The 24,510-nt window shown below is 71.5% G+C and carries 23 protein-coding genes, 1 pseudogene and 1 riboswitch; of the genes and pseudogenes, 10 read left to right on the top strand and 14 right to left on the bottom strand.

All coding sequences use genetic code 11. The features are described from left to right. Positions 1–111 precede the first annotated feature (111 nt). Positions 112–753 carry a hypothetical protein gene (locus ACFV9W_RS07935; protein WP_385756704.1) on the top strand — a complete coding sequence of 214 codons (642 nt, stop codon included), beginning with the start codon at positions 112–114 and terminating at the stop codon, positions 751–753. A gap of 5 nt (positions 754–758) precedes the next feature. Then, positions 759–1,229 (top strand): hypothetical protein, encoded by a 471-nt coding sequence (locus ACFV9W_RS07930; RefSeq protein ID WP_385756703.1) that lies wholly within the window; start codon positions 759–761, stop codon positions 1,227–1,229. 846 nt (positions 1,230–2,075) lie between these two features. Here ACFV9W_RS07930 and ACFV9W_RS07925 read toward each other — a convergent pair. Both ACFV9W_RS07925 and ACFV9W_RS07920 read right to left on the bottom strand, forming a co-directional pair. Next, entirely contained in the window at positions 2,076–2,396 is a 321-nt protein-coding gene (locus tag ACFV9W_RS07925; protein WP_385756701.1) for an antibiotic biosynthesis monooxygenase family protein, read from the bottom strand. Between the two features lie 25 nt (positions 2,397–2,421). After that, the gene (locus ACFV9W_RS07920) at positions 2,422–2,847 is read right to left on the bottom strand and encodes a DUF1992 domain-containing protein (RefSeq protein WP_385756699.1); all 426 of its coding nucleotides are present in this window, start codon (positions 2,845–2,847) and stop codon (positions 2,422–2,424) included. Positions 2,848–2,924: 77 nt separating this feature from the next. Between ACFV9W_RS07920 and ACFV9W_RS07915 the strand changes: the two genes are divergently transcribed. Next, a complete protein-coding gene (locus tag ACFV9W_RS07915) occupies positions 2,925–3,341 on the top strand; it encodes a hypothetical protein (RefSeq protein WP_385756697.1) in 417 nt (138 codons plus the stop codon). On the opposite strand, the gene ACFV9W_RS07910 is transcribed toward ACFV9W_RS07915, so the two are convergent. Together ACFV9W_RS07910 and ACFV9W_RS07905 are read right to left on the bottom strand one after the other, a co-directional pair. Then, positions 3,326–4,012, bottom strand: a complete 687-nt coding sequence (locus ACFV9W_RS07910) for an O-methyltransferase (protein ID WP_385756695.1) — start codon at positions 4,010–4,012, stop codon at positions 3,326–3,328. The two genes, ACFV9W_RS07915 and ACFV9W_RS07910, sit on opposite strands and share 16 nt — an antisense overlap. Before the next feature lie 96 nt (positions 4,013–4,108). Then, the gene (locus ACFV9W_RS07905) at positions 4,109–5,494 is read right to left on the bottom strand and encodes an MFS transporter (RefSeq protein ID WP_385756693.1); all 1,386 of its coding nucleotides are present in this window, start codon (positions 5,492–5,494) and stop codon (positions 4,109–4,111) included. A gap of 356 nt (positions 5,495–5,850) precedes the next feature. Here ACFV9W_RS07905 and ACFV9W_RS07900 point away from each other — a divergent pair. After that, a pseudogene (locus tag ACFV9W_RS07900) lies at positions 5,851–7,761 on the top strand (bifunctional glycosyltransferase 87/phosphatase PAP2 family protein); the annotation flags it as partial. A 13-nt stretch (positions 7,762–7,774) separates the two neighbouring features. Here the strand turns inward: ACFV9W_RS07900 and ACFV9W_RS07895 are convergent. Continuing rightward, the gene (locus tag ACFV9W_RS07895) at positions 7,775–9,040 is read right to left on the bottom strand and encodes a cytochrome P450 (protein WP_385756691.1); all 1,266 of its coding nucleotides are present in this window, start codon (positions 9,038–9,040) and stop codon (positions 7,775–7,777) included. A gap of 255 nt (positions 9,041–9,295) precedes the next feature. Between ACFV9W_RS07895 and ACFV9W_RS07890 the strand changes: the two genes are divergently transcribed. Continuing rightward, the gene (locus ACFV9W_RS07890; RefSeq protein ID WP_385756690.1) at positions 9,296–10,465 is read left to right on the top strand and encodes a steroid 3-ketoacyl-CoA thiolase; all 1,170 of its coding nucleotides are present in this window, start codon (positions 9,296–9,298) and stop codon (positions 10,463–10,465) included. Positions 10,466–10,662: 197 nt separating this feature from the next. Here ACFV9W_RS07890 and ACFV9W_RS07885 read toward each other — a convergent pair whose 3' ends face one another. The 7 genes from ACFV9W_RS07885 to ACFV9W_RS07855 all read right to left on the bottom strand — a co-directional run bounded on the left by ACFV9W_RS07885 (position 10,663) and on the right by ACFV9W_RS07855 (position 18,116). Beyond that, complete coding sequence (locus ACFV9W_RS07885; RefSeq protein WP_385756688.1) at positions 10,663–11,073, bottom strand: transglycosylase SLT domain-containing protein; 411 nt, start codon at positions 11,071–11,073, stop codon at positions 10,663–10,665. Between the two features lie 216 nt (positions 11,074–11,289). Then, on the bottom strand, positions 11,290–12,117 hold the full coding sequence (locus tag ACFV9W_RS07880; protein WP_385756686.1) for an ECF transporter S component: 828 nt from the start codon (positions 12,115–12,117) through the stop codon (positions 11,290–11,292). Beyond that, positions 12,114–13,754 carry an ABC transporter ATP-binding protein gene (locus ACFV9W_RS07875; protein WP_385756685.1) on the bottom strand — a complete coding sequence of 547 codons (1,641 nt, stop codon included), beginning with the start codon at positions 13,752–13,754 and terminating at the stop codon, positions 12,114–12,116. The genes ACFV9W_RS07880 and ACFV9W_RS07875 overlap by 4 nt, the downstream gene beginning before the upstream one ends. Continuing rightward, a complete protein-coding gene (locus tag ACFV9W_RS07870) occupies positions 13,751–14,884 on the bottom strand; it encodes an energy-coupling factor transporter transmembrane component T (protein WP_385756683.1) in 1,134 nt (377 codons plus the stop codon). Before ACFV9W_RS07870 ends, ACFV9W_RS07875 begins: the two co-directional genes overlap by 4 nt. A 5-nt stretch (positions 14,885–14,889) precedes the next feature. After that, the gene (locus ACFV9W_RS07865; RefSeq protein ID WP_385756681.1) at positions 14,890–15,573 is read right to left on the bottom strand and encodes an SCO2322 family protein; all 684 of its coding nucleotides are present in this window, start codon (positions 15,571–15,573) and stop codon (positions 14,890–14,892) included. Further along, positions 15,570–16,814, bottom strand: coding sequence for a prenyltransferase/squalene oxidase repeat-containing protein (locus tag ACFV9W_RS07860; RefSeq protein WP_385756679.1), 1,245 nt, complete (start codon positions 16,812–16,814; stop codon positions 15,570–15,572). Before ACFV9W_RS07860 ends, ACFV9W_RS07865 begins: the two co-directional genes overlap by 4 nt. A gap of 40 nt (positions 16,815–16,854) precedes the next feature. Then, positions 16,855–17,033: riboswitch (cobalamin riboswitch) on the bottom strand. Positions 17,034–17,066: 33 nt separating this feature from the next. Continuing rightward, positions 17,067–18,116, bottom strand: a complete 1,050-nt coding sequence (locus ACFV9W_RS07855; RefSeq protein WP_385756677.1) for an MBL fold metallo-hydrolase — start codon at positions 18,114–18,116, stop codon at positions 17,067–17,069. Positions 18,117–18,294: 178 nt separating this feature from the next. Here ACFV9W_RS07855 and ACFV9W_RS07850 point away from each other — a divergent pair, with 178 nt between their 5' ends. Both ACFV9W_RS07850 and ACFV9W_RS07845 read left to right on the top strand, forming a co-directional pair. Continuing rightward, positions 18,295–19,761 carry an aldehyde dehydrogenase gene (locus tag ACFV9W_RS07850; RefSeq protein WP_385756675.1) on the top strand — a complete coding sequence of 489 codons (1,467 nt, stop codon included), beginning with the start codon at positions 18,295–18,297 and terminating at the stop codon, positions 19,759–19,761. 2 nt (positions 19,762–19,763) lie between these two features. Continuing rightward, complete coding sequence (locus tag ACFV9W_RS07845; protein WP_385756674.1) at positions 19,764–19,997, top strand: ferredoxin; 234 nt, start codon at positions 19,764–19,766, stop codon at positions 19,995–19,997. 201 nt (positions 19,998–20,198) lie between these two features. Here ACFV9W_RS07845 and ACFV9W_RS07840 read toward each other — a convergent pair whose 3' ends face one another. Next, complete coding sequence (locus tag ACFV9W_RS07840) at positions 20,199–20,819, bottom strand: TetR family transcriptional regulator (protein WP_385756673.1); 621 nt, start codon at positions 20,817–20,819, stop codon at positions 20,199–20,201. Between the two features lie 177 nt (positions 20,820–20,996). On the opposite strand from ACFV9W_RS07840, the gene ACFV9W_RS07835 reads away from it, so the two are divergent. The 3 genes from ACFV9W_RS07835 to ACFV9W_RS07825 are packed head-to-tail and all read left to right on the top strand — an operon-like array spanning position 20,997 to position 24,126. Beyond that, complete coding sequence (locus ACFV9W_RS07835) at positions 20,997–22,325, top strand: glycosyltransferase family 4 protein (RefSeq protein WP_385756672.1); 1,329 nt, start codon at positions 20,997–20,999, stop codon at positions 22,323–22,325. Beyond that, entirely contained in the window at positions 22,319–23,059 is a 741-nt protein-coding gene (locus ACFV9W_RS07830) for a methyltransferase domain-containing protein (RefSeq protein ID WP_385756670.1), read from the top strand. Before ACFV9W_RS07835 ends, ACFV9W_RS07830 begins: the two co-directional genes overlap by 7 nt. Continuing rightward, entirely contained in the window at positions 23,056–24,126 is a 1,071-nt protein-coding gene (locus tag ACFV9W_RS07825) for a prenyltransferase (RefSeq protein WP_385756668.1), read from the top strand. The genes ACFV9W_RS07830 and ACFV9W_RS07825 overlap by 4 nt, the downstream gene beginning before the upstream one ends. Here the strand turns inward: ACFV9W_RS07825 and ACFV9W_RS07820 are convergent. Further along, entirely contained in the window at positions 24,123–24,419 is a 297-nt protein-coding gene (locus ACFV9W_RS07820) for a hypothetical protein (protein ID WP_385756667.1), read from the bottom strand. The two genes, ACFV9W_RS07825 and ACFV9W_RS07820, sit on opposite strands and share 4 nt — an antisense overlap. Between the last annotated feature and the right edge of the window lie 91 nt (positions 24,420–24,510).

The following is a 24,510-nucleotide window of genomic DNA, read 5'->3' as shown; positions in this document are numbered from 1 at the left end:
CGGTGGGGCGGGCGGACGCAACCGGGTTTCGCTGTGGCCGGTTCGGATCTGTTTCAGCCCGTCGGGCGGGGCAACCCGGCGTGGAACAGCCACAGTTGAGGGAAGGCAGTCATGTCCACAGGCTTGATCATCGCTCTGATCGTGGTGGGGCTCGTCGTCGTGGTCGCGGCGGGGATCTTCGTCGCGCGGACCGGGCCCCGTGGCGGGCGCGGCCTGCGGCGCCGCTTCGGGCCCGAGTACGAGCGGACCGTGGCGCGGCACGACGGTGACGCCAGGGCGGCGGAGCGGGAGCTGGCCGAGCGCGTGAAGCGGCACGGTGCGCTGCGCGAGCGGCCGCTGGAACCCGTCGCCCGCGAGCGCTATCTGGCGCGCTGGGCCGACGCCCAGGAACGCTTCGTCGAGTCCCCGGACGAAGCCGTCGCCGAGGCCGATCTGCTCCTCGGCGACCTGGCGCACGAACGCGGCTTCCCGGACGGCGCCCACTACGACGAGCAGCTCGACGCGCTCTCCGTCCACCACGGGCCGCACGTCCACGGGTACCGGCGCGTGCACCGCGCGGCGCACGCCCGTACCGGCCACACGCAGGACAGCGGGACCGGGACGGAGGAGCTGCGCGAGGCCATGGTCGAGGCGCGGCCACTCTTCGACGAACTGGTCGGCCCGGACCGCGCGACGGCCCGCGCCCGCACCGCGCCCCGCCCGACACACAAGCGGCCCGGCGCGTTCAAGGGCCGCCTGGCGAAGGGGAGTTGAGTCCCATGACGGACATCGAACGCGCCGCGGCGGACGGCGTCGACAAGGGGATCGCGGTGGACCCGGAGAGGTCGGCGGCCCCCACGAGGCGGGTCGCGGACGACGAGGGGGTCGCGTTGCACCCGGAGAGGCCGACCGGGGCGGACAAGGGGATCGGACCGGATCCCGGCAGTGCGGCCGCGGCCGACCAGGGGATCGCGCGCGAACGGCGCGGCGACCTCGTCCCCACGGGCGAGCGCCAGGAACTCGAAGGCCGGCTGCGGCACGCGCTCTCCGGCTTCGTCGACGAGCCGCGCGCCTCGGTGGAGGAGGCCGACCACGTCCTGGAGGACCTGACGGCCCGCCTCACCGAAACCCTCGCGAGCCACCGCCGCACCCTGCGCACGTCCTGGCAGGGCTCGACGGAGGACACGGAACGCCTCCGCCTGGCCCTCCGGGACTACCGGGAGACGGCGGAACGCCTGCTGAAGCTCTGAGCCACCCCCACCGGGCACCTCGCGGCGTACCGCTGCGGGGTGCCCGGTGGCGCGGCCGGCCGCCGGGCGGCGGGCGGTGCCGTGTGCGCGGCGGGCGGGTGCCGTGTGTTCGGCGGGGGCGGGTGGACGCTGTGTCCGTGGCGGGTGGTTGCCGGGCCTCGGGTGGGTGGACGCTGTGCGTGCGTCGGGTGGTTGCCGGGCTGCGGGTGGGTGGTCGCTGGTTCCGTGGCGGTGGTTGCCGGGCCTCGGGCCGGTGTCGCCGTGCCCATGACCGGCGGACGCCGGGCGCTCGGCGGGCGGATGCGGTGCGCCTGGCGGCCGACTCCGTGGGCTGGAGGTTCGGCGCCCTGAGCGGCTGGTGGTCTGGCGGTTCGGCGTTCCGCGCCTGGCGGGCCCCTCTTGTTCTGGGCTCACGCCCGGCGGGCCGTGTCCTGCTCCCGGGAGCACGCATGTTTCCGGGGGCATGCCCCGGTTCTGGAGGTCTTCTGGGCTTCTACCTATGGGGGCCCGCCCCCCATAGGGCCCCGCCGGGACCCCGCCCGCCGGGACTCGCGCTTCGGGACGCCCCCGCCGGGACCCCGCCCCCGCTGGGACCCCGCCCCCGCCGGGACCCCGCCCCCGCTGGGGCGGGAGCCCCCGGAGGGGGCGGGTGGGTGGGAAGTGGGCGACGCTCCTCGCGGGCTCCGGGCTCCGGGCTCCGGGCTCCGGGCTCCGGGCTCCGGGCTCCGGGCTCCGGGCTCCGGGCTCCGGGCTCCGGGCTCCCAACGCCGCGTCGGGACGCCGCGTCGGGACGCCGCGTCGGGACGACGGGGCCGCAGCACGGGCCGGGTGAGGGCGCCGGAGGTGCTACCGCTTCGGGGCCGCCTGCTGGACCACCTCGAAGGACCAGACCGTGGAGGCGCTCGCGGCCGGCTTCGGGCGGTCGCCGTCCTGCGGGCCCTGGTGGGCCGCCTTCATGGGGCCCTCCATCCAGGCCTGGAAGGCGGCCTCGTCGCGCCAGCGGGTGTAGACGAGGTACTGGTCGGTGCCCTCGATCGGGCGCAGCAGCTCGAACCACTCGAAGCCGTCGGAGCTCTCGACGGCTCCGGCCCGCGCGCCGAAGCGCTTCTCGAGGACCTCCCGCTGCTCGTCCGGGACGGTGAGTGCGTTGATCTTCACGATGCTCATGCGTCCATCGTGCCTCAGCGACCTCTCAGGCCGACTCGCGCCCCGACCGCGCCGACCGCCACTCCCGCACGAGTTCCTCGACCTCGTCGGCCGTGTACGGCTTCAGGCCGAGCGGCGGACCCGGCGGCGGCTTGAACATCATGTCGCGGATCTTGTCGTTGAGCTCCGCGAGCCTGTCGCGCACGATCCGTTCCGACGGCGCCTTCGGCAGCGCCGCCAGGGTGTCCTCGGCCTCCTTGCGCAGCGCGAGCGAGGGCGGCAGGACGGAGAAGCCCTCACGGGCCAGCTTTCCCTTGATCCACCAGTTCTCGTCGTACGTGGAGTCGGCCGAGGCATCGAGCGGCCTGCCCGCGCCGGGCAGCGAGGAGAAGTCGCCGCGTCGTTCCGCGTCGCGGATCTGCTTGTCCACGAATGACTCGAAGCCGACTCCGGGCGGTTTGCGTTCGGTCATGAACCAAGTGTCCCAGAGCGGTTCGCGGCGCTCTAGGCTGCGAGCCACGTAGGCACGACGGTGGTGGGGGGAGTGCGGTGCTCGAACTGACCATGGCCACCATGGCCGGTGACGACTCGGGGGCGACGGCCGCGATGGCCATGGCCGAGGCCCGCAGCGAGCCGGGCGAGGTGCTGCGGGTCGGCCGCGACGCGGGCGTGTGCCGCCTCGTCACGCCCGAGGACTGGCTGTTCGTGTCGCGGGTGCACCTGGAGTTCCGGTGCGGCCCGGAGGGCGACTGGGTCCTGTTCTGGCTGCGCGGCTCGCAGGACGACCCCGCGTCCGAGGTACGGGTCCGGTTCGGTCCGCAGGGCCGGGGGCAGCAGGAGATGGGACAAGCCGTCTCGTACGGGGGCGTGCTGGCGCTGCCGCGCGGCTCCTCCGGCGAGGTGCTCGTGGCCGACCGGAGCGGGCCGCGCAGCGTGCACGTCGGTTTCTGTCACGAACTCACGTAGGCCAGCGCGAAGCCGTCGTGTCCCTTGGCGCCCACCGTCTGGATCGCCGTCGCCTCCAGCCTCGGATGGTCCGCCAGGAACTGGAGCGCGGCGCGGGTGCCGACGACGTCGCCCTCCGTGGAGCCGGCGTTCGTCACGCGCCCGCCACGCACCACGTTGTCGACGACGATCACGCTGCCCGGATGCGTCATCCGCAGCGCCCACTCCAGGTAGTGCGGGTTGTTGACCTTGTCCGCGTCGATGAAGACGAGGTCGAAGTCCCGGCCCTCGGAGGCGAGGCCGGGCAGTGAGTCGAGCGCCGCGCCGACCCGGACCTCGACCACCTTGTCCAGGCCCGCGCGGGCGATGTTGGCGCGGGCCACCTCGGCGTGCCGGTCGCTGTGCTCCAGGGTGATCAGCGTCCCGTCGGCGGGCAGCGCGCGGGCCAGCCAGATCGTGCTGTAGCCGCCGAGCGTGCCGATCTCCAGGATCCGGCGGGCGCCCTGGACGCGGGCGATCAGGTGCAGCAGTTTTCCGTTGGTGGCCGAGACGTTGATGCCGGGCAGCCCCGCCGCCTCGCTGTCGGCGAGGGCCCCGGCCAGGGCCTCGTCGGCGGGGGCGAGGAGGTCTGCGAGGTAGGCGTCGACGGCGGCCGCGGACTCGGGCTCAGGGTGTGCCGGTTGAGTCGTCATGGCCGTCAGCGTAGGCAGCGGGAACGCGAAAGCGGGCGGGTCCGGAGGGATGTTCACCGCTCCGGACCCGCCCGCTCTTCAAGGACTACGCGTGCGTCACACCGCCGGCGGCGAGCCCGGCAGCGGCTTGCCCGCCGACTCCTTCATGCGCCACACCGCGATACCGCCGATGACGGCCGCGGCCATCATGTAGTACGCCGGGATCATCAGGTTGCCCGTGGCCGCGATGAGCGAGGCCACGACCAGCGGCGTCGTACCACCGAAGATCGAGACGGACAGGTTGAAGCTGACGGCGAGCGAGCCGTAGCGGACCTTCGTGTCGAACAGGGCGGGCAGCGTCGAGGGCATCGACGAGGTGAAGGAGACGAGCAGCAGACCGAGCGCGGCCAGGCCGAGCGCGATCGCCCACGTGGAGCCCTGCTGGATCAGCAGGAGGGCGGGGACTGACAGCGCGAGGAAGCCGGCGCAGCCGATGCCGATCACCCAGCGGTGGCCGAAGCGGTCGTTGGCGAGGCCCATCGGGAGCTGCACGGCCATCATCAGCAGCATCACGCCGATGAGGATCAGCGTGCCGTGCGTGGCGTCGTAGTGCAGTTCCTCGCTCAGGAACGTCGGCATGTAGGAGAGCAGCATGTAGTCGGTCACGTTGAAGACCAGGACCAGCGCGATGCACAGGAACATCGGCTTCGCGTTGCCGACGAACATCTCCTTCAGCTTCGGCTTCGGGTTGGACTTCTCCTTCGCCTCGGCCTCGTCCGCCAGCTTCTTGAACGCCGGGGTCTCCTCGAGCTTCATCCGGACGTACAGACCGACCAGGCCGAGCGGGCCCGCGATCAGGAACGGGAGGCGCCAGCCCCAGCTGTAGAGGTCGTCGGTGGCCATCGTCGTCGTGAGCACCGTCGCGAGCGCGGCACCGGCGACGTAACCGGCGTTGGTGCCGAGCTCGAGGAACGAGCCGAAGAAGCCGCGGCGCTTGTCGGGCGCGTACTCGGCGATGAACGTGCAGGCGCCGCCGTACTCACCACCGGCCGAGAAGCCCTGCACCATGCGCGCCACGATCAGCAGCACCGGCGCCCAGATGCCGATGGCGCCGTGCGACGGAATCAGGCCGATCGCGAAGGTGCCCGCCGACATCATGATCATGGTGATGGCGAGGACGCGCTGACGGCCGATGCGGTCGCCGAGCGGGCCGAAGAAGGCGCCGCCGATGGGGCGCACGAGGAAGGCGGCGGCGAAGGTGCCCAGCGTCGACAGGACCTGGGCCGTGCTCGATGCCGCGGGGAAGAAGACGTGCCCGAGCGTCGCGGTCAGATAGCCGTAGACGCCGAAGTCGAACCACTCCATCGCGTTGCCGAGGGCTGCCGCCTTGACCGCGCGCTTGACCAGCGCGGGGTCGGTGGTGGTGGGCTCGGATGAGGTGCGGTCCTTCGTGGCGGCGAAGGACCCGCTGGTATCGGGGGCGATGGAAGTAGCGCTGGACACGGGTCCTTCGCCTTCCTTTCGTCGGGGACAAGAGCAACGGCCGTTCACGCGGAACGGCCGACGCATCGACCATAGGGGCGCCCTCGCCCGTAACGGGTAGTGTTCAGTTAACTCCTCTACGCGAGGAAACCCCCTCCGGCCTGGGGAAACGTCGAAGCCTTCGCACGGTGCTGATGCAAATTCTTGTGATCTATGTCGCGGAACCGCACGTGTGAAGGCTGGGACAAAGTGGCCGAAGACACTGCCTATCCGTCAAATCCCGGTGGACAGACAGGTGAAGGAGCAGTTGCCTGCGTCTTACCGGGAGTGCGGTGTATGTCGGTGAACCGGCCGATTGAGCGGGAGGTCCGAAAGGCGTGGCGAACGCGGAGCGCGGAGGAGTGGCGCCGGGATCCACGGATCCGGTGACGGGGCGGCTCGGCGTGCTGCGCGCCGGCCTGTGGCTGATCGCGGCCGTGCTCGGCGCGCGTCAACTCGTGGCGGTGCTGAGCGCACCTCCGGACGAGCGCCTCACCGATCTGGAGACCTGGATCGGCCCCGAAGGGGTGCTGCACGTCAGCGGCTCGCTGTACGACGCGCCCGACCGGTTCACCGGGCCCCCGTTCGCGGGGCTCGTCCTCAAGCCGCTCGCGCGCGCGGCGGAGCAAGCGCTGGGCTGGGGCTGGACGTTCGGCTCGCTGGCCCTGGTCGTCGCGCTCGGCGTGGTCGCCGCGCACGCCCTGCCGCGGCCGGTGTCCCGGCGCACCGCGCAGTTCGCGGCGCCCGTCGCGATCAGCCTGCTCATGCTGTCGCTGCCGGTGCGCAACGCCTTCACGCTCGGCCAGACCAGCATCCTCCCGGTCCTGCTCGTGCTGCTCGGCTGCTTCGCGGTGCGCGGGCAGGCGGTGTCCGGCGCCCTGATCGGCGTCGCCGCCGCGCTCCAGCCGACGGTGCTGCTGTTCGCCCCGCTCCTCTGGTTCACGGGCCGCAGACGGGCCGCCGCCGCGACGGGGGCCGCCTTCGCGGCGGGCACCGGCGTCGCGTGGCTCGCGATGCCGCAGGACTCGTGGACGTACTGGGTGCATCATGTGGCGGGCGCCGGGCTCGCCGCCGATCCGGCCGCCGTCGCCAACCAGTCGCTGCACGGCATGCTGCTGCGCCTGGGCCTGTCGGGGCCGCTGGAGATCGCCCTCTTCCTGGCTCTCGGCGCCGCCGTGGCCGTGCTCGGCCTGCGCCGTTCCATCGCGTACGCCCGCGACGGGCAGCTGCTGCTCGCCGTCGCGGTCACCGGCTGTGTCGCGGTCGCGGTGTCCCCGACGACCTGGCAGCACCAGCTCCTGTGGGTGCTGTTCGCGGTCGTCGGCCGCATGGGGGCCAAGACCGCCGACCGGGCGGTGTGGCCGGTCGCCGTGGTGCTGGTGATGACGCTCCCGGCCTCCGCGATCCTGCCGAAGCTGCCGGTGCTCGCCCCGCTGCGGGACAACCTCGTCCTGGTCGCCGTGCTCGCCGCGGCCTGCGCCGTGCCCTTCCTGCGGCGCACCGACCCGGCCTTCGGCGCCGCGCGTCCCACCGCCTATCCGGAGCCGGTCCCCGCGCGCTGGGCGTGGGTGCCCCTGCTGCCGGTGTGGCGGCGCGCGCTCTCCCGCCCCAACCTGCTGCTCGAACTGCTCCTGATCCGCGTCGGATACTTCGCGTACCAGCAGGTCAGGATCGTCGCGGCGGGCAGCAGGGAGCGAGCCGAGGAGCACGGGGCGCAGGTGTACTCACTGGAGCGGTTCCTGCACATCGACGTCGAGCGCTGGGCGAACCATGCGGTCGTATCGGTCGGATGGCTCCGCGATTTCTTCGATTTTTACTACACGTCCTTTCACTTTGTGGTGCCGCTGACCGTCCTCGCGGTCCTCTACGTGCGCCGCCCCACGGACTTCCGCTGGGCGCGCGCCTCCCTCGGTTTCGCGACGGTCCTGGCCCTCGTCGGCTTCTGGCTGTACCCGCTCGCGCCGCCGCGCCTGATGCCCACGCTGGGCTTCATCGACACGGTCCACGGCGTGCAGGACTTCTCCCAGCCGGACTACGGGACGCTGACCGCGGTCACCAACCAGTACGCGGCGATGCCCTCGCTGCACTTCGGCTGGTCCCTGTGGTGCGGCGTCGTCATCGTGGCCCTCGCGCCGAGGGGGTGGATGAAGGCGCTCGGCCTTCTCCACCCCTTGTTCACGCTGTCCGCGATCGTGGCGACGGGGAACCACTGGGTGCTCGACGCGGTGGGCGGGGCGGTCGTGGTGGGGGCCGGGTTCGGCCTCACGTACGTGCTGTCGGGGCCCCGGCAGCGGCGACCTGAAGTTCCTTCACTCCGTTCAGCCACGCCGCGCGCAGGCGTCGCGGATCACCCGCGAGACGCAGATCCGGCACCGCGTCCGCCAGCGCGTTGAAGATCAGGTCGATCTCCAGGATGGCCAGGGACTTCCCGAGGCAGAAGTGCGGGCCGCCGCCCCCGAAGCCGAGGTGCGGGTTGGGGTCGCGGGTGATGTCGAAGGTGTCCGGGTTCTCGAAGACCTCGGGGTCGTGATTGGCGGAGGAGTAGAAGAGGCCGACCCGGTCGCCCGCCTTGATCTTCTGGCCGCCGAGTTCGGTGTCCTGCGTGGCGGTCCGCTGGAAGGAGACGACAGGGGTCGCCCAGCGCACGATCTCCTCGGCCGTGGTGCTCGGCCGCTCCCGCTTGTAGAGCTCCCACTGGTCGGGGTGGGTGAGGAAGGCGTGCATGCCGTGGGTGATGGCGTTGCGGGTCGTCTCGTTGCCGGCGACGGCGAGCAGGATCACGAAGAAGCCGAACTCGTCGGAGGACAGGTTGCCCTCGTCCTCGGCCGCGACCAGCTGGGTCACGATGTCCTTGGCCGGGCACTTCTTGCGGTCGGCCGCGAGGTTCATCGCGTAGCCGACGATCTCCATGGCGGCCTCGGCGCCGATCTCCTCGGTGATCGCGTACTCCGGGTCGTCGTACGCCACCATCTTGTTGGACCAGTCGAAGACCTTGGAGCGGTCCTTCTGCTCGATGCCGATGAGCTCGGCGATGGCCTGCAGCGGCAGTTCGACGGCGACATTGGTGACGAAGTCGAACGAGCCGTCGGGGCCCGCCTGTTGGACCGCCTTGGCGACGATGTCGCCGGCCCGGTTGCGGAGCTTCTCCTCCAGGGACCGGATGGCGCGCGGCGTGAACCCGCGCTGCACTATCTGGCGCACCCGGGTGTGCTCGGGCGGGTCCATATTGAGCATGATCATCTTCTGTACGTCGATCTGGTCGCGCTCGATCGACGAATTGAAGCGGATCACGGCGGTGTTGATGTTCGACGAGTAGATCTCCGGGTGAGTGGAGACGTATTTGACGTCCGCGTGTCGGGTCACGGCCCAGTAGCCGGAGTCGTCGAAGCCGGAGATGCCGTGTTCCTGCTCGATCCAGCGGACCGGTTCGGCCTGCCTGAGCTCGGCGAACTCCGGGTGCGGTATGCGGTGTTGGAGGAGGTCGGGATCGGTGAAGTCGAACCCGTCGGGCAGCGCGGGGCACGGCATGGAGTCACTCCCGTGGTGGTCTGACGATCCGTCAGTTGTGGCTGTGAAGGTAATAACGGGTTCTAGAAGTAGCAAGGCCCCCGGTCGTGTCGGTTCGGTGCGTTGTGCGTGCACGCCCCTTGCGTACCGGGGGTAAGGGCCATGAGACTGCAAGCAGAACTGGTACGCGTTCTAGTTTCGTGCGCACGGGGTCCGTCGTGCGGTTCGTCCAGTTCTGGTCGCGCTGGTCCGGGAATCCTGGAGAGGACGTAGGTCATGGCAGCCGAGCCCGTCATCGTCGAAGCCGTACGCACCCCGATCGGCAAGCGCGGCGGCGCGCTGGCCAATCTGCATCCCGCCTACCTGCTGGGCGAGACGTACCGGGAACTCCTCGGCCGCACCGCCATCCAGCCGGACTGCGTCGAGCAGATCGTGGGCGGCACGGTCACGCACGCGGGCGAGCAGTCGATGAACCCGGCGCGCACGGCGTGGCTCACGATGGGCCTGCCGTACGAGACGGCCGCGACGACGGTCGACTGCCAGTGCGGCTCCTCGCAGCAGGCCTCGCACATGACGGCCAACATGATCGCGGCGGGCGTCATCGACGTGGGGATCAGCTGTGGCGTCGAGGCGATGTCACGGGTGCCGCTCGGGTCGGGGTCGAAGCACGGTCCCGGCAAGCCGTTCCCCGACGAGTGGAACGTGGACCTTCCCAACCAGTTCGAGGCGGCCGAACGCATCGCGCGCAGGCGGGAGTTGACCCGGGAGAACGTGGACTCGCTCGGCCTCATATCCCAGGAGCGGGCCGCCACCGCGTGGGCCGAGGAGCGGTTCAAGCGCGAGACGTTCGCGGTGCAGGTGCCCACCACGGAGGAGGAGCAGGCCGCGGGGCAGGGCATGTGGCGGCTCGTCGACCGTGACGAGGGGCTGCGCGACACGAGCATGGAGGGCCTCGCGAAGCTCAAGCCCGTGATGCCGACGGCCGTGCACACGGCGGGCAACTCCTCGCAGATCTCCGACGGGGCGTCCGCGATCATGTGGGCGTCGAAGCGGATGGCGCGGGCGCTGAAGCTGCGGCCCAGGGCGCGGATCGTCGCGCAGGCGCTGGTGGGAGCGGACCCGCACTACCACCTGGACGGGCCGGTCGACGCGACGCGGGCGGTGCTCGGCAAGGCGGGGATGACCTTGAAGGACATCGACGTCGTCGAGATCAACGAGGCGTTCGCGTCAGTGGTGTTGAGCTGGGCGCAGGTCTTCGAGCAGGACCTGGAGAAGGTCAACGTGAACGGCGGGGCGATCGCCCTCGGTCACCCCGTGGGGGCGACGGGGGCGCGGCTGATCACGTCGGCGCTGCATGAACTGGAGCGCAGGGACAAGGAGTTCGCACTGATCACGATGTGCGCGGGCGGAGCGCTCTCGACGGGCACGATCATCCAGCGGCTGTGATCCTTCGGGTGCCTCTGGCCGGCTGAGCAAATCAAGCTCCTCCGGTGCGGGTGAGCAAATCAAGCCCCTCCGGCGATTGAGGAGCGGGGTCCGGGGCGGAGCCCCGAGGGCTCAACCACGACTCCGCCTGCCCAATCGCCGCAGGGGCTTGATGTAAACCGCCGCAGCGGATGCAACCGGTAGAACGCCGGAGGCGATCAGTACCAACCGTTGGACTGCCAGTGGGCCCACGCGCCGCACGCGCTGCCGTAGCGGTCGTTCATGTACTTGACGCCCCAGTCGATCTGGGTCTCCGGGTTCGTCTTCCAGTCGGAGCCGGAGGACGCCATCTTGTTGGCCGGAAGCGCCTGGACCAGGCCGTACGCGCCGGTGGAGGCGTTCGTCGCGTTCGGGTTCCAGCCGCTCTCGTGGGACACGATCTTGTCGAAGCAGCTGAACTCCGCCGAGTTCGAGATCTTCTGCTGGGCGATGGCCTTCGCCGAACCCGACGTCGACGCGGCCTGGGCCGGGGCCGATGCGAAGAGGAAACCGGTCGTGGCGGCGGCGAGGGTGACGCCGGCGATGGCCTTCTTCGGAGTGGCGATGCGGCGCAGGAGCGTGGCGGTCAAAACGGAACCTTCCGTGGGAGGCAGGGGGGTGCAGGGCTTGGTGCCTTGCGGTTGCTCCACAGAAACAAACACCGGGGGGCGTAAGCAATGTCGCCGTTTACTAAGGAAAGTCGGATGTAGTGCAGCGTGGGGTAAATGTCCGTTGTGTGACCAAGGGGAGGCGCCCCACGGGACTACGGTCCCGCTTAGTACGTGACGTGGGTCATGTGGGGGGCTTCACGCCCGCGGGCCCTCGAATGTGACCTGGGCCTCGAAGGCCGCCCGCCGCGTGGCCCGGCGCAGCGCCTTGAGGACGGCGCCGCCGGCGACCAGCGTCAGGACGACGGTGAGTGCCGCCCGCCCCAGGTCCCAGCCGAGCGAGGTGGCCGCGCAGTAGGCGAGGAAGCGGGCCAGGTTCTCGTGCAGCGCGGCGTCCGGCTGGTACGCCACGGAGGAGGCCAGCGCGTTCATGAACGGCCAGCCCGCCAGATTCATGATCGTTCCGTACGCGAACGCCGCCAGGAAGCCGTAGGCGGCGAGCATGACCCGCTCGGCCCGCCCGCGCAGCGACCAGACGCCCGGCAGCAGCCCCGCGCCCATCGTGAACCAGCCCATCGACAGCATCTGGAACGGCATCCAGGGCCCTACGCCCCCGGTCAGCAGCGCCGAGGTGAACATGCTGAGGGAACCCAGGACGAAGCCGAAGCCGGGACCGAGGACCCGGCCGCTCAGGACCATCAGGAAGAACATCGGCTCCAGGCCGGCCGTCCCCGCGCCGATGGGCCGCAGCGCCGCCCCCGCGGCGGCCAGCACGCCGAGCATCGCCACCGCCTTGGGGCCCATCCCGGACTCCGAGATCGTCGCCGCGACCACGGCGACCAGCAGCACGAGCAGCGCCGCGAACAGCCACGGGGCGTCCGCCGCGTGCGCGTTCACCTCGGACCCCGGGCCGGTGATCAGCGGCCAGCCGATGCCGACCACGCCGACCGCGCTGACCAGGAGGAGCGCGGCGATGGAGCGGGGGCCGAGCCGTACGGGGTTCGCGCGGCCCGTGGCCGTCGTCATGCCAGCGCCTCCCGTACCTCGGAGACCGTGAGCCAGCGCTGCGGCGCCAGGATCTTCGCGACCTGCGGGGCGAAGGACGGGGACGACGTGACGATGTCGGGGGTGGGGCCGTCCGCCACGATCTCGCCGTCCGCGAGGATCGCCACGCGGTGGGTCAGCTCCGCCGCCAGTTCCACGTCGTGCGTCGCCATGACGATGGCATGGCCCTCGGCCGCGAGGTTCCGCAGGATCGCGACGAGCCGGGACTTCGCCGCGTAGTCGAGGCCGCGCGTCGGTTCGTCGAGGAGGAGCAGCGGCGGGGCCGCCGTCAGCACGATCGCCAGGGCCAGGGTGAGGCGCTGGCCCTCCGAGAGATCGCGGGGGTGGGTGTCGTCGGCGATCCCCGGGAGCAGGTCGGTGAGCAGGGCGCGGCAGGTGCCGGGCGCCGCGTCCGCGTCCTTGTCCGCCGCGGTGCACTCCGCCGCCACCGTGTCCGCGCAGAGCAGGTCGCGGGGTTCCTGGGGGACGAGGCCGACCTTGCGGATGAGGTCGCGGGGGGTGGTCCTGTGCGGGGTGGCTCCGCCGACCGTGACCGTGCCGGAGGTCGGCTTGATCATTCCGACCAGGGTCGAGAGGAGGGTGGATTTTCCGGCGCCGTTGCGGCCCATCAGGGCGAGCACCTCGCCGGTGGTGACCTGGAGGGTTGTGTGGCGGAGGGCTTCGATGCGGCCTCTTCTTACGCCGAGGTTTTTCGTTGCGGCCAGAGTGGTTGCGGTCGCAGGGCTCTGCCCCGGGCCCCGCTGCTCAATCGCCGCAGGGGCTTGAATTTGCCGGACCTGGCCTTGTCGGAGCCGTTCCTTGAGAGCCCCCGCTGCCCTGCGTGCATTCCTCACCGTCAGAGGCAGCGGGTCCCAGCCTGCCAAGCGGCCGAGGCCCACCACCGGGGGGTACACAGGGGAGATCGCCATGATCTCGGACGGGGTGCCCACCCGCAGCGGCTCGCCCGGGCCCGGCAGCAGCGCCACCTGGTCCGCGTACTGGATGACCCGTTCCAGGCGGTGTTCGGCCATCAGGACCGTCGTGCCGAGGTCGTGGACCAGGCGTTGCAGGACCGAGAGGACCTCCTCCGCCGCTGCCGGGTCGAGGGCGGACGTCGGTTCGTCGAGGACGAGGACCTGGGGGTGCGGGGTGAGGACGGAGCCGATCGCGACGCGTTGCTGCTGGCCGCCCGAGAGCGTGGAGATCGGGCGGTCGCGCAGGTCGGCGAGGCCGAGGAGGTCGAGGGTCTCCTCCACACGGCGGCGCATGACCGGCGGCGTGAGGCCCAACGACTCCATGCCGTACGCGAGTTCGTCCTCGACCGTGTCCGTCACGAAGTGCGCGAGCGGGTCCTGGCCCACCGTGCCGACGACGTCGGCGAGTTCGCGCGGCTTGTGCGTACGGGTGTCCCGGCCGGCCACGGTGACGCGACCGGCCAGCGTGCCCCCGGTGAAGTGCGGGACCAGACCGCTCACCGCTCCGAGGAGGGTGGACTTGCCGACGCCGGACGGGCCGGCGAGCAGCATCAACTCGCCCTCGGGCACGTGGAGGTGGATGCCGTGGACGGTGGGCGCCTGCGCGCCGTCGTACGTCACGGAGACGTCCTCGAAGCGGATCATGACGACGACGCCTCCGTCGGCTTGTCGGGAACGGGCTTGTCCGGAACGGGTGCGAGGAAGGCCGGGAGCAGGCCGAGCAGGATGCCGGCCGCCGGCCACAGCGGCAGCTCCGGCGCCGCGAGCGGGACCACGGGGGGTTGCAGCGCCGCCGGGTTCTGTGTTCCGGCCCAGATCATCGTCGCCGCGGCCGTCGCCCCTGACGCCGCGACGAGCCAGGCCCGGACGCCCCACACATCGGGCCGGTAGCGGGTGCGGACCGTGCGCCGCCCGCCGAGCCACAGCCCGCCGAGCGCGGCGGCCACCCCCGCGAGGAGCACCGGAAGGCCGTACCCGGAGCCGGACGCCGCCAGCAGCCCGTACGTTCCCGCGCACACCCCGATGAGGCCGCCCAGCGTGAGCGCGGCCGTCGCGCGGCGGACGGCGGGCGGCACCTCGGCGGTGCGGCCGTAGCCGCGCGCGTCCATGGCGGCGGCCAGGGCGACCGAGCGTTCCAGCGCGCCCTCCAGGACCGGCAGGCCGACCTGGAGCAGCCCGCGCAGACCGCGGTCCGGGCGGCCGCGAAGGCGCCTGGCCGCCCGCAGCCTGCGGACGTCCGCGACCAGGTTCGGGGCGAACGTCATCGCCACGACGACCGCGACCCCCGCCTCGTACAGCGCGCCCGGCAGCGATTTGAGCAGCCGGGACGGGGAGGCGAGCGCGTTCGCGGCGCCCACGCAGATGAGGAGGGTGGCCAGTTTCAGGCCGTCGTAGAGCGCGAAGACGAGGCCTTCGAGGGTGACCGGGCCGCCGATCCGGACGCCCTGCGCCCAGTCCGGCAGCGGGACTTCGGGGAGCGTGAACAGGAGGTGGGTGCCCGGGATCGCCGAGCCGAGCAGCGTCGCGAAGACGAGGCGGATGCCGAGCACGGCGAGCGCCAGCTTCACGAACGCCCCGTACGAACGCGCCCACGGCGCCTCGGTGCGGCGCGCCGCCACCACGTACCCGGCGACGCCGATGAGCAGCGCGAGCAGCAGCGGGTTCGTGGTGCGGGACGCGGCCGTGCCGAGGCCGAGCGCCCAGATCCACCAGGCGCCCGGGTGCAGCGAGTTGGAGCGGTGGGCCCGAGGGGCGCGCAGCGTACGACCGGACATCGGGGTCAGCCGCGGCGGCGTCGGGCCTGCACGCCCGCCGCGACACCGAGCACGACGACCACGGCGATGCCCGCGACGAGTCCGACCGAGGGGCCGCCGTCGTCGTCGCCGTCGGACTGCGAGGCGGAGTCCGAGGCGAACGGCGTCGAGGGCGTCTTGCCGGACGTCTCCTTGGAGACCTGCTCGCCGCAGCCCGACTTCGGGTAGCCCGAGATCGCGCACAGCATCGCGCTGCTGTCGTAGCGCAGCGGTTTCGCGACGGCGGCGAGCGCGTCGGCGCTGGTCGCGTCCTCGGCGACCTGCGCGCACGCGGTGCGCGGCTTCGGCGGGGTCTCCGCCGACGGGGCGTCGGCCCCCGTGCCGAAGTCGATGACGAGCGCGACGCGCTTCTTGCCGTCGGCGGCGGGGGTGTCCTCGCAGATCGCGTCGAAACCGGCGCTGCTGCGCGGCTGCTTCGCGTCCTTCGAGTCCGCGCTCACCGCGAACCGGAAGCCCTGTACGTCGCCGTCCTCCGGCTTGGTCTGCGAGGGGCCCGCCGTCGCGTACGTCCACTCCTGCTTGCCGTCCCGCTCCCAGAACGACCAGTACCGGTATCCGGCCGCCTGCGCGGGGGCGACGGTCATGGCGAGCAGCGCGCCGAGCAGCGCGAGGACGAGCCCGACGGGCCCGGCCGACCTGCGGGCGGTCACGGCTGCTGCTTCTTGCGGCCGCTGAGCAGGAAACCGGCGCCCACGGCGGCGATGAACATCACGCCGATGATCCACCAGTTGGCGCCGCCACCGTCGTCCTTCTTCTCGTCCGAGTCCGAGTCCGAGTCGGAGTCCGAAGCGGAGGACTTGGCGGAGGCGGGCTCCGGGCCCGTCTTGTTGAGGGCGCTCACCAGGTCCGTCCCGCCGAAGTCGCGCGGGTCGTTGCCGGTCGCGTGCGCGGCGAAGATCAGCTCGGCGTAGGCGGCGGGCCCGGTCTGCGCGGCCCAGTCCTCCGCGTTCTTCTCCAGCCAGGCGTACGAGTCCTTCGTGGCCTTGACGCCCTCGGCCGCGGCGACGGCGGTGACCGCGTCGGCGGTGTTGCCGTAGTCGGGCTGATCGGTGGAGCCGGCCAGCTGGGACTTCAGGTAGAGGTGGGTGTCGAGCTGGTTCTGGAGGTAGACGGCGGCGTTGTGCGCCACGGCCTCGGTGCTCTTGCCGTCCTCGCAGGTGTACGTGTCCGGGGCCTTGCCCTTGCCGGGCGCGAAGCCGGTGCCGAGGGCGCCGAGCACACCGGCGGCGCTGGCGTCGGCGTTCGCGGCGAGCTCGCCCTTCTTGTCGGGCTGGTAGGCGAGGGCGCCGCCCTCCTTGCCCTTGGAGCAGGGGAGGGCGAGCGCGGCGAGGGCGTCGGCGCCGGTCTTCCCCTTGCTGGACTTCACCTCGGACGGCTCCTCGCCGGCCGCGGCGAGCGCGCCGAGCACGACGGACGTCGAGTTCGCGTCGCTGTCCATGCCGAGGCTGTAGCCCCAGCCGCCGTCCGCGTTCTGGTTCTTCTTCAGCAGGGCGACGGCGGAGGCGACCTCGCCGTCCCGGCCGCCGACCGCGGCGAGCGCCTGGACGGCGGCCGCGGTGGCATTGCTGTCGATCTTGGTCTTCTTGTCGCAGGCCTTGCCCGGCTCGGCGCGGAAGGCGGCGAACCCGCCGTCCTCGCACTGCTGCCCGGCCAGCCACTCGACGGCCTTCTTCGCGGGCTTCACACCCACCGTGTCCTGCGCGACGAGCGCGAGGGACTGCCGCCACACCCCGTCGTACGTGGGGTCGCCCTTGCCGTAGAGGCCCGACGGGAGAGCCGTCTTCGGCGAGGGGGAGGCACTGACGGCGTCGTCCGCGCTCGCGGCCTGCGCGCCCACGGCGCCGATCGCGACGGTCGCGGCGACGAGCGCGGCGCTACGGCGAATGTTCATGGTGGGGCGGGTGCCTCTCCCTGCGGGGAGCGGGGCGGCGCGGCACACGGAGGTACCGGGCGGCTCCGGCTCCGTATTCCTCGACGGTCCTGAGCCGAGCAGGTGCGTACGAGGCGTTCCGGCTGTCACGGCTGCGGGTCAGCGCCGGATTTGCACCGGCTTCCCCTCGTACGTACGTACTGACGACGTCCTTACTGTACCCGGAGCGATTTCGATCCCCACCGGCAATGATCGAACGCTAATTCGAACGAATCACGGGGCCGCCACATACGTCACCGGATCGCTGCCCGGGACCTGCTCCACGCGGCCCGACTTCTGGAGGCGGCGCAGGTGGGCCTCCGCCTCCGACACCGCGATGGTCCTCGACCCGTACGGGATCTGGGCCCACGGGCGGTTCCACTCCATGCGTTCGGCGAGCTGCCACGGGGTGAGGGGGGCGGCGAGGAGGGTGAGCAGGCCGGTCAGGCGTTCCTCGTGGTGGTCGAGCAGCTCCCGTACCCGCGCCGGGGCGTCGGTGAACGTGTGCTGGTGCGCCGGGAGGACCTCCGCCGGGTCGAGCCGCCCCACCCGCTCCAGCGAGTCGAGGTAGTCGCCGAGCGGGTCGGTGACGGTGGCGTCGTCCGGGTCCTCGTACAGGCCGATGTGCGGGGTGATGCCGGGCAGCATGTGGTCGCCGGAGAAGAGGCGGCCGTTGCCCGCGCGGCCCGAGGGGTGGTCCTCCTCCAGATGCAGGCATACGTGCCCGGGGGTGTGGCCGGGCGTCCAGATCGCGCGCAGCCTGCGGCCCGGCAGGTCGAGGAGGTCGCCGGGGGTGATGGTGCGGTCCGGCAACGCGGGGGAGAAGCCCGGCAGTTGGCGGGGCTTCCCGGAGTCGCGGGCCGCGATCAGCGGGGCGATGTGCTCCTCGGGCGCACCGGCCGCGACCAGCTTGGCCACCATGTACGCGTACCAGCGCGCCGGCTTGTTCTCCCGAGTGCGCCGGACCACCGCCACGTCCGCCTCGTGCATCGCGATCCAGGCCCCGGACGCCTCCCGCACCTTCGCCGACAGGCCGTGGTGGTCGGGGTGGTGATGGGTGATCAGGACGCCGGTGAGGTCCTCGACGCGCGTGCCGCAGGCGGTCAGGCCCGCCGTCAGCGCGTCCCAGGACGTCGGGTCGTCCCAGCCCGTGTCGATGAGGACGGGGCCCGCGTCGGTGTCGACCAGGTAGACGAGGGTGTAGCCGAGCGGGTTGTCGGGGATCGGTACGCGCATGCTGTGCACGCCCCCGCTGTGGTCGGTCACCTGCGTCGCCTCTGCCATCGGACACCCTCCGCCGCTCCAGCCGAACTGCCGCCACTGTACGGGAACTTGTAGAACTCGTTTCAATGGTCGCCCGAGCACACCACCTTCAGGGTGCGCACCACCCTTCCGGATCGCAACTAGAACTGGTATCAGTTCTGAAACACCGTCAGAAATGTCGTGCGTGAGGATGTCAGCCATGACCGAGCTCTTTGAGTACGGGCAACTGTTCATCGGCGGGGAGTTGACCGACCCGCTCGGCAAGGAGGTCATCGAGGTCGTCTCGCCGCACACCGGCGAGGTCTTCGGGCGGGTGCCGCACGCCGCGCCCGCCGATGTCGACCGGGCCGTAGCCGTCGCCCGCCGCGCCTTCGAGGAGGGCCCCTGGCCGCGGATGAGCCTCGACGAGCGCATCGAGGTCATCACGAAGATCAAGGACGCGTTCGCGGTCCGGCACGAGGAGATCGCCCGCGTCATCAGCAGCGAGAACGGCACCCCGTACACCTCGGGCGTCATGGTGCAGGCGCTCGCCGCGATGATGGTCTGGGACTCCGCGATCAACGTCGCCCGGAACTTCACGTACGAGGAGACGCGCGACGGCGCCCTCGGCAAGCTCCTCGTGCGCCGCGAGCCCGTCGGCGTCGTCGCGGCGATCGTGCCGTGGAACGTCCCGCAGTTCACCGCCGCCGCGAAGCTCGCGCCCGCGCTGCTCGCCGGCAACCCGGTGATCCTCAAGACCTCGCCGGAGACCCCGCTCGACGCGTATCTCCTCGCCGAGATAGCCACGGAGGCCGGGCTCCCGGAGGGCGTGCTGTCGATCCTGCCCGCCGACCGCGAGGTCAGCGAGTACCTGGTCGGGCACCCCGGCGTCGACAAGGTCTCCTTCACCGGGTCCGTCGCCGCGGGCAAGCGCGTCATGGAGGTCGCGTCCCGCAACCTCACCCGCGTCACCCTCGAACTCGGCGGCAAGTCCGCGGCCGTGATCCTGGAGGACGCCGACGCGAGCGCCGCGGTCTCCGGCATCGTCCCCTTCGCCTGGATGATCAACGGGCAGGCCTGTGTGGCGCAGACCCGCATCCTCGTCCCGCGCTCGCGCTACGACGAGTTCGCCGACGCCTTCGCCGGCGCGGCCTCCGCGCTCAAGGTCGGCGACCCGCTCGACCCGGCGACCGAACTCGGCCCGCTCGTCGCGAAGCGCCAGCAGCAGCGCTCCCTCGACTACATCCGCATCGGCCAGGACGAGGGCGCCAAGATCCTCACCGGCGGCGGCGTCCCGAAGGGCTTCGAGCAGGGCTGGTACGTCGAGCCGACCCTCTTCGGCGACGTCGACAATTCCATGCGCATCGCCCGCGAGGAGATCTTCGGCCCGGTCATCTGCCTGCTCCCGTACGGGGACGAGGCCGAGGCCGTCAAGATCGCCAACGACTCGGACTACGGCCTCAGCGGCAGCGTCTGGACCGCCGACACCGCGCACGGCGTCGACATCGCGCGCCAGGTGCGCACGGGCACGTACAGCGTGAACACGTTCAGCCTCGACATGCTCGGGCCGTTCGGCGGCTACAAGAACTCCGGCCTGGGCCGCGAGTTCGGGCCCGAGGGGTACGGGGAGTACTTCGAGCACAAGATGATCCACCTGCCCGCGGGGTACGAGCCGGAGGCGAACTGAGCATGGGTGACCGGTGGCATGTGGAGGTCGACCGGAGCGTGTGCATCGGCTCCGCGATGTGCGTGAACACGGCGCCGGACGGATTCCGCCTCGACAGCGCGCGGCAGTCCCACCCCGTGGAGGCGGACGGCGACGCGAACGAGCGGGTCCTCGCGGCGGCGGAGGGGTGCCCCGTAGAGGCGATCACGGTGGCTCTGGCCGACACGGGGGAGGTCGTCTTCCCTCCGGAGGACTGAATCGCGACCCGCACCGTGGTTGACGTCTCGGGGCTCCGCCCCGGACCCCGCTGCTCAATCGCCGCAGGGGCTTGAAATACAGACCGCCGCCGGGGCCTGAAATATCAACCGCTGTCGGCGGCGGTTGAGTAAATCAAGCCCCGCCGGCGATTGAGGCGCGGGGTCCGGGGCGGAGCCCCGCGGCCGCAACCACGGTGCGGGTCAGGGCTGGCGGGGAGCGGACAGATCGATCAACCGGCACACCATCTCGATGTCGATCTTGACCTGGGCGATGGAGGCGCGGCCGGAGAGCCACGTGATCAGTGCGGAGTGCCACGTGTGCTCGATGACCCGCACCGCGGACAGCTGCTCCGGGGTCGGGTCGTCGAGCCCCATCGCGTCGAGGATGATCGCCGTGGTCTGCCGGGACACCTGGTCGACCTCGGGGCTCACGCTGCGGTCCGCGAAGGTCAGCGCCCGCACCATGGCGTCGGCCAGATGCGGCTCACGCTGGAGCGCGCGGAAGGCGCGCATCAGCGTCTCGGCGACCCGCTCGGAGGGGCTGTCGCCGGACGGCGGCCGCTTGCGGACCGTCGTGTGCATGTGCTGGAGCTGGTCCTGCATGGTGGCGACCAGGAGGTGCACCTTGCTCGGGAAGTAGCGGTACAGCGTGCCGAGCGCGACCTGGGACGACTCGGCGACCTCCCGCATCTGCACCGCGTCGAAGCCGCCGCGCGCCGCGAGCTGCGCGCTCGCGTGCAGGATGCGGCGGCGCCTGGCCTCCTGACGCTCGGTGAGCGCGGGGGTCGTGCGGGTGGTGGTTCTCGCGTCCGGAGCTGTCATCAGAAAGCTTTCCGTGTCCCGTGGGGCCGGCCGTGGCGTGAATCACCTGATCCACCCCTTACGGCCCGGCTACCAGCCGGTAGATTCGATGCTCTTGAACGATCAAGTCTGAAACTTGTTCTAGATTAGCGTCCCCACGTAGTGTCCACGGGCAAGCAGGAAGAAGGGTGGCCTGGAGTGACCGCGGAGTCGTTGCGTATCGCTCTCCTCACGTACAAAGGCAACCCGTTCTGCGGTGGTCAGGGCGTGTACGTCCGGCACCTCTCGCGGGAGCTGGTCCGGCTCGGGCACCGCGTCGAGGTCATCGGCTCCCAGCCGTACCCCGTGCTCGACGAGGGTGAGGACCTGGAGGGGCTCTCGCTCACCGAGCTGCCGAGTCTCGACCTGTACCGCAGCCCCGACCCCTTTCGTACACCCAAGCGCGACGAGTACCGCGACTGGGTCGACGCCCTCGAGGTCGGCACCATGTGGACCGGCGGCTTTCCGGAGCCGCTGACGTTCTCGCTGCGCGCCCGCCGCCATCTGCGGGCCAGACGCGGCGAGTTCGACGTCGTGCACGACAACCAGACGCTCGGGTACGGCCTGTTGGGGGACATCGGCGGCCCGCTCGTCACCACCATCCACCACCCGATCACCGTGGACCGGCAGCTGGAGCTGGACGCCGCCGAGAACTGGCGACAGCGGATGTCCAAGCGCCGCTGGTATGCGTTCACGCGCATGCAGAAGCGGGTCGCGCGCCGCCTGCCGTCCGTGGTCACGGTCTCCGGTACGTCCCGCGACGAGATCGTCCAGCACCTGGGCGTGCGTCCCGGGCGGATCAACGTCGTGCACATCGGCGCCGACACCGACCTGTTCTCGCCGAATCCGGCGGTGCCCGAGGTGCCGGGCCGGATCGTGACGACCTCCAGCGCCGACGTCCCGCTCAAGGGCCTCGTCTTCCTCGTCGAGGCGCTCGCCAAGGTGCGGGCCGAGCAGCCGGACGCGCACCTCGTCGTCGTCGGCAAGCGCCCCGAGGAGGGCCCGGTCGCGCAGGCCATCGCGCGTTACGGGCTCGAAGGCGCCGTCGAGTTCGTCAAGGGCATCACCGACCAGGAACTGGTCGACCTCGTCCGCTCGGCGCAGGTCGCCTGCGTGCCCTCCCTCTACGAGGGTTTCTCGCTGCCCGCCGCAGAGGCCATGGCCACAGGCACCCCGCTCGTCGCCACCACCGGCGGCGCGATCCCCGAGGTCGCGGGCCGTGACGGCGAGACCTGCCTGGCCGTGCCGACCGGCGACGCGGGGGCGCTCGCCGGGGCCCTCGCCCGGCTGCTCGGCGACCGTGAACTGCGCGCCCGGCTCGGCGCCGACGGCCGCGCCCGCGTCCTGGAACGCTTCACCTGGGCCCGTGCCGCGCAGGGCACCGCAGAGCTCTACCGCGAGGCGATGGGGGCCGCGCCGCGGCCGACCGGGCCCGCACGCACCGAAGTTGTCACCGAAACCCCCCAGGAAAGCAGGGCCACGTGCTGACCGTCGACTTCACCCGTTTCCCGCTCGCCGCGGGCGACCGCGTCCTCGATCTCGGGTGCGGGGCCGGACGGCACGCGTTCGAGTGCTACCGGCGCGGGGCGCAGGTCGTGGCGCTGGACCAGAACAAGGAAGAGATCGCCGAGGTCGCCAAGTGGTTCGCCGCGATGAAGGAGGCCGGCGAGGCCCCCGCGGGCGCCACCGCGACGGCCATGGAGGGTGACGCGCTCCAACTCCCCTTCCCCGACGAGTCGTTCGACGTCGTCATCATCAGCGAGGTCATGGAGCACATCCCCGACGACAAGGGTGTGCTCGCCGAGATGGTGCGGGTGCTGAAGCCGGGCGGCCGGATCGCGGTCACCGTGCCGCGCTACGGCCCCGAGAAGGTCTGCTGGGCGCTCTCCGACGAGTACCACGAGGTCGAGGGCGGCCACATCCGCATCTACAAGGCCGACGAACTCCTCGGCAAGATGCGCGAGGCCGGGCTCAAGCCGTACGGCACGCACCACGCGCACGCGCTGCACGCCCCGTACTGGTGGCTCAAGTGCGCGTTCGGCGTCGACAACGACAAGGCGCTGCCGGTGAAGGCGTACCACAAGCTCCTGGTCTGGGACATCATGAAGAAGCCCGCGCTCACGCGGGTCGCCGAAGGGCTCCTCAACCCCGTCGTCGGCAAGAGCTTCGTCGCGTACGCCACGAAGCCGCACCTGCCGAAGGCCGACGGGGCCGCTGAGTGAGCAGCCCGGAGCGGACCGAACTCCTCGTACTGCCCGGCGTGCTGACGGCGGATCAGGCCGCGCAGACCGTCGCCGGGATACTCGCCGTGCAGCGCGCCGACGGGGCCATCCCGTGGTTCCGCGGGCACCACCTCGACCCGTGGGACCACACCGAGGCCGCCATGGCGCTCGACGTGGCCGGCGAGCACGAGGCCGCCGAGCGGGCCTACGCGTGGCTGGCCAGGCACCAGCGCGAGGACGGCTCCTGGTACGCCGCCTACCGCGACGGCGACCCGGACGACGTGACGGACCGCGGCCGCGAGTCCAACTTCGTGGCCTACCTCGCCGTCGGCGTCTGGCACCACTACCTGTCCACCGGTGACGACGCCTTCCTCGACCGCATGTGGCCCGCCGTGTGCGCGGCGACGGAGTTCGTGCTCCGCCTCCAGCAGCCCGGCGGCCAGATCGGCTGGAAGCGCGAGGACGACGGCACGCCCGTCAACGACGCGCTCCTGACCGGCAGTTCGTCCGTCCATCACGCCCTGCGCTGCGCGCTCGCCATCGCCGAGCAGCGCGAAGAGCCGCAGCCCGACTGGGAGTTGGCGCTCGGCGCGCTCGGGCACGCCATCCGCAGCCACCCCGAGCGGTTCCTCGACAAGAGCCGCTACTCGATGGACTGGTACTACCCGGTCCTCGGCGGCGCCCTGCGCGGCGCCGAGGCGAAGGCCCGCATCCAGGAGTCCTGGGACACCTTCGTCGTCCCCGGCCTCGGTGTGCGCTGCGTGGACCCCAACCCGTGGGTGACGGGCGGCGAGAGCGCCGAACTCGCCCTCGCGCTCTGGGCGATGGGCGAGTCCGACTGGGCGCTGGAGATCCTCCAGGACATCCAGCACCTGCGCGACCCGAAGACCGGCCTGTACTGGACGGGCTACGTGTTCGACGACCAGGCGATCTGGCCGGAGGAACTGACCACGTGGACCGCGGGCTCGGTGCTGCTCGCGGTGGCGGCCCTCGGCGGCGACGAGGCCACCTGCTCCGTGTTCGGCGGCCAGCTGCTGCCTACGGGCGTCGAACCGGACTGCTGCTAGTAGCGGCGGAGCCGGTTCGCCACCGCGTGGCCGACGAACAGGTAGACGACGGCCGCGAGGCCGTAGCCGGCGACCACACGGGCCCAGGCCGCGTCGAACGTGAACAGGTCATGGGACCAGCCGGCCAGCCACGCGGACGCGTCGTGGACGATCTGCACCAGGTCGTTGCCGCGATTGGCGTCGAACAGGTACATCACGATCCACAGGCCCAGGATCAGTGCCAGGACATCGGCGACGATCGCCACGATCCGGGCGGCCTCGTTGGTCCCTCGGTAATGCCGATTCGCAGACATGTCCTTCCGGGTTGCCGCCACGGCCCTGGTGAAACCCGTACGGGCTCCCTCAAGTGGCGCATGCGCAGCGGCCGGGTGACGCTGCCACGAG

This window comes from Streptomyces sp. NPDC059897 (genome assembly GCF_042730865.1).
GTDB lineage: Bacteria > Actinomycetota > Actinomycetes > Streptomycetales > Streptomycetaceae > Streptomyces.
This window is presented reverse-complemented; position numbering and strand designations above follow the sequence as displayed.

Coding starts and splice junctions, on each gene's coding strand:
- ACFV9W_RS07890 (WP_385756690.1), top strand. CDS start 9,296: ATGGCAGCCGAGCCCGTCATCGTCGAAGCCGTACGCACCCCGATCGGC.
- ACFV9W_RS07820 (WP_385756667.1), bottom strand. CDS start 24,419: ATGTCTGCGAATCGGCATTACCGAGGGACCAACGAGGCCGCCCGGATC.
- ACFV9W_RS07840 (WP_385756673.1), bottom strand. CDS start 20,819: ATGACAGCTCCGGACGCGAGAACCACCACCCGCACGACCCCCGCGCTC.
- ACFV9W_RS07935 (WP_385756704.1), top strand. CDS start 112: ATGTCCACAGGCTTGATCATCGCTCTGATCGTGGTGGGGCTCGTCGTC.
- ACFV9W_RS07930 (WP_385756703.1), top strand. CDS start 759: ATGACGGACATCGAACGCGCCGCGGCGGACGGCGTCGACAAGGGGATC.
- ACFV9W_RS07880 (WP_385756686.1), bottom strand. CDS start 12,117: ATGACGACGGCCACGGGCCGCGCGAACCCCGTACGGCTCGGCCCCCGC.
- ACFV9W_RS07845 (WP_385756674.1), top strand. CDS start 19,764: ATGGGTGACCGGTGGCATGTGGAGGTCGACCGGAGCGTGTGCATCGGC.
- ACFV9W_RS07870 (WP_385756683.1), bottom strand. CDS start 14,884: ATGTCCGGTCGTACGCTGCGCGCCCCTCGGGCCCACCGCTCCAACTCG.
- ACFV9W_RS07860 (WP_385756679.1), bottom strand. CDS start 16,814: ATGAACATTCGCCGTAGCGCCGCGCTCGTCGCCGCGACCGTCGCGATC.
- ACFV9W_RS07920 (WP_385756699.1), bottom strand. CDS start 2,847: ATGACCGAACGCAAACCGCCCGGAGTCGGCTTCGAGTCATTCGTGGAC.
- ACFV9W_RS07850 (WP_385756675.1), top strand. CDS start 18,295: ATGACCGAGCTCTTTGAGTACGGGCAACTGTTCATCGGCGGGGAGTTG.
- ACFV9W_RS07895 (WP_385756691.1), bottom strand. CDS start 9,040: ATGCCGTGCCCCGCGCTGCCCGACGGGTTCGACTTCACCGATCCCGAC.
- ACFV9W_RS07875 (WP_385756685.1), bottom strand. CDS start 13,754: ATGATCCGCTTCGAGGACGTCTCCGTGACGTACGACGGCGCGCAGGCG.
- ACFV9W_RS07925 (WP_385756701.1), bottom strand. CDS start 2,396: ATGAGCATCGTGAAGATCAACGCACTCACCGTCCCGGACGAGCAGCGG.
- ACFV9W_RS07855 (WP_385756677.1), bottom strand. CDS start 18,116: ATGGCAGAGGCGACGCAGGTGACCGACCACAGCGGGGGCGTGCACAGC.
- ACFV9W_RS07910 (WP_385756695.1), bottom strand. CDS start 4,012: ATGACGACTCAACCGGCACACCCTGAGCCCGAGTCCGCGGCCGCCGTC.